Origin of the sequence: Moorena sp. SIO4E2, from assembly GCF_010671945.1 — a bacterium.
Lineage (GTDB): Bacteria > Cyanobacteriota > Cyanobacteriia > Cyanobacteriales > Coleofasciculaceae > Moorena > Moorena producens.
The window spans coordinates 1-3,235 of the sequence record NZ_JAAHIE010000706.1 but is presented as its reverse complement, the minus strand read 5'-3'; the positions used below and the strand labels follow the sequence as shown (position 1 = coordinate 3,235).

General features: G+C 43.6%; 3 protein-coding genes. 1 reads left to right on the top strand and 2 read right to left on the bottom strand.

Annotated elements, in window-relative coordinates:
• Positions 1-461: 461 nt before the first annotated feature.
• A complete protein-coding gene (locus F6K37_RS35750; protein ID WP_008189251.1) occupies positions 462-1,373 on the bottom strand; it encodes an MBL fold metallo-hydrolase in 912 nt (303 codons plus the stop codon).
• Positions 1,374-2,110: 737 nt separating this feature from the next.
• Here F6K37_RS35750 and F6K37_RS35745 point away from each other — a divergent pair.
• Positions 2,111-2,269 carry a hypothetical protein gene (locus F6K37_RS35745; RefSeq protein WP_287255664.1) on the top strand — a complete coding sequence of 53 codons (159 nt, stop codon included), beginning with the start codon at positions 2,111-2,113 and terminating at the stop codon, positions 2,267-2,269.
• A 143-nt stretch (positions 2,270-2,412) separates the two neighbouring features.
• Here F6K37_RS35745 and F6K37_RS35740 read toward each other — a convergent pair whose 3' ends face one another.
• Positions 2,413-2,925, bottom strand: a complete 513-nt coding sequence (locus F6K37_RS35740; protein WP_008189248.1) for an inorganic diphosphatase — start codon at positions 2,923-2,925, stop codon at positions 2,413-2,415.
• Positions 2,926-3,235: the final 310 nt, after the last annotated feature.

The following is a 3,235-nucleotide window of genomic DNA, read 5'->3' as shown; positions in this document are numbered from 1 at the left end:
CTTTATTAACGACACGGTCAGAAGTTACCCCAGCGAGCAATCCCTCGCTGGGGCAGCCTTTATGGTTAGTCGGCTATGGGTAAAGGGTTAAAACTTTATGATTAAGGCAAGAGACGAAACCTTAGATCAGGTCGCCTTTATAACAATAGTTTTAAACCTTTTCTGCATAACCTACAACCCAAAAAGGCGACCTGATCTTACGGTAACTTCAAACCCTATTCTAAGGTTTCGTCTCCGGGATGCCCCGACCCGCCGGAACAATACAAAAAGTTATATTTTTATTTGGTAGGTGGCGGTTAGCTCTTTATTTATCTTCCCTACCATTTCTAGTATATCACATTGGTAAGCTTCGTTCCGGAGCTTACCCCGCGCTTCCCATACGACACTTAGCCAATGAAGGTAAAGTGCGGGGCTTCTCGCGGTTCAGCTAAAATTCCAGCACTATAGTCATACCTAATAACCTATACCCTTGAACAAACAGGCAAAACCATCCCCTCGCGAGCCAGTAAGTGATTACCATTGAAAGACTGGAGTTGCTTTTCTAGTTTGTCGAGATAATCATCATTATAGTCAGGATGATAACGAGACATAACTATGCGCTTAACACCTGCCACCTTTGCCGTTGCTATGCCAGTTTGCCAACGCTGATCTTGCCAAATCAAAGGTGAATAATTAGACAGATCATCTCCTGTGAGGGGAAAGGGAGCATCCAAAATTAGCAAATCTGCTTGACGGGATAGGTATCGTAGATTTTCATCAATGGCACCCCAACCATTGGAGTGAGTAGTGGCGTACACAACAGCATATCCTTGCCAGTTTACCCGATAGCCCATTGCTTGATGTGAGTCATTAAGAAGCACAGCCTCTACAGTTACATCATCTAGGGTTACTGTATGACCTGACCTCAGCCCGTGAAATTTCAGATCTGACTGCATGACCTGAAGGGGCACTGGAAAATTTGGAGCAATCATTTGCTGACCTAGACACTGTTCAATGGATGCCCCATCAGGTGCTGCTGCTCCATAGATATGAAAACAGTTACCAGGAATAAACGCAGGAGTAAAAAAGGGAAACCCTTGAATGCTGTCCCAATGGCTATGAGAAAAAAAAATGTGAGCTTCTATGGGCATTTGCTTAAGCCAATGATTTCCCAGCACCCGCAAACCACTGCCACCGTCAAAGATTAAGCGTTTTCTACCAACACGCATCTCTACACAAGATGTATTGCCACCATAGCGAATGGTATCTGTCCCAGGAGCCGAAATTTGACCCCTAACGCCCCAAAATCGGACGCTCAAGTCGCCTCCAGTGCCATTGTTTAGGCTGGGTTTAGCCTTATAGTTGCCTCGTGTGGGTGCTACTAGATTTTGCATCTTGAATCTGTGAATTACGTCAGCCTAAGTTATAAATTATTCCCATTGGTAGATTCCGACTAGAGGATACTCGGGTGAAAATGAGTAACCATCAGGGTTAACCACTACTTTCTGTTAAAGTGGGCGGATTTCATACATCAAATTGAATACATCAAGAGTAAATAGATGGGGGAAAGCAACCACAACAGCCCCAGTAATTTAGTCAGATCTCTAATTTGGAACCTTTCAGCCCCCCTAAACAAGTTAAGATACAGTTATGCTTTCTCTTAACTGTATCTTAAGTGTTGGTTAATTTTAACGGATTTAGGAACAAACAGTTTGTGACCTATGTCACAAACGCATCAAATTAATTCAATCAATTAGAATGGGAACTGGTAAATCATCGGTTATCCCTTGATCGGTCAGCTTTCATTTATCGGAAGTCAGCCCATTTCCTTATAGCTTAACCTCGACAGCTAAACCAAAAGCTCAGTGTATGCCCATCTCAAGTATAACTGCTCACCCCATCCCATCCTCACCTGATTATCTCCTCACCTAAAAAGGTAATATCTTTTAGCTTCATCCGCAATTCATCTCACATCTCAATGCTACGCCATGAGTGTGAGATGAATTGCGGACAGGATCGAAGACCGTGTATACTAAATCTAGTAGGGAAGACAAATGAAGAGCTAACCACCACCTACGTGCCTAAGAAAAAACTCAAACTCATTGTATGTTCCGGCGCGGAGGGGCATCCCGTGTCATTAATAAAGCTTGCCGAACCCGCCCCGCGTGGCCTACGGCCTTGTATCCTAACTGTTGGGTGGAGTTGGCAAGAAGCCCACACTGAACTCAAAGAGTCAGTGTGGGAGTATGTCACCTTCTGTTGGGATCACTCCCTGACCCTACTTGATTAGGGTTGGGGTATTTTTTGTTATGCTTGCCCTTAAAACAGAGAATGGCTAATCGCTTTGCTAGCTTTCTAGCATCTAACCATTAGCCTAAGAAAAGAAACTCTAGTGGAACTCATCTCACCGATGAGTCCCTACTTGATCAGTCCCTACTGCTTATAGTTGTTGATTGACTCTTCCACCAAAGGCATTACCTGATCAAGATCTTTCCATCCTAAAATTTTAGTGACTTTTTTTTCCAGATTTTTGTATGTCCTGAAAAATTCAGCAATTTCATCCAACCGATGGGGCGCGATATCTTGGAGAGTTTTTACTTCAGCGTAGCGAGGATCCTTGTCAGGAACACACAGAATTTTTTCATCCCGATCACCTCCATCGATCATTTCCAGCATCCCGATTGGTCTAGCGGTAATCACACAACCAGGGAACGTAGGTTGATCCATTATCACCATACCATCAAGAGGATCACCATCATCTGCTAGAGTGTTAGGGACAAAGCCGTAGTCATAGGGGTAGTGTACCGATGCATAAAGTACCCGGTCAAGGGCAAAGGCTTCTAGATCCTTGTCAAACTCATACTTATTTTTACTACCTGCGGGAATTTCAATTAAAACGTTGATCAGACCTGGTTTAGGTTGAGCAGGAATCTTTGATAAATCCATGAACTATATGTTTCAAAAAAACAGCAGATGTGGGTTATCTCATCTTTAGTGCTTAAGACATCCTAATAGCTGCTTTAATACTTACCCAAACAAATCCCATAGTTCAGGATTTTTTAGGTAGGTAGAATAGCCAACCGATCAGATTATCCTGAGCAGGGTGCTAAGCTATCAGCTATCAGCTATCAGCTATCAGCTATCAGCTATCAGCCAAAGGCATGTGGCCACGCTAAGCGAACAGTTTATGCGCTACGCGCACCCTACTTGAGGTGCTTTTGAATAAAATAAGCTGACGGCTGACGGCTGACTGCTG

What these genes read in the sequence shown, in the direction of transcription:
- F6K37_RS35750 (WP_008189251.1), bottom strand. Translation starts at nt 1,373, where the DNA reads ATGCAAAATCTAGTAGCACCCACACGAGGCAACTATAAGGCTAAACCC.
- F6K37_RS35740 (WP_008189248.1), bottom strand. Translation starts at nt 2,925, where the DNA reads ATGGATTTATCAAAGATTCCTGCTCAACCTAAACCAGGTCTGATCAAC.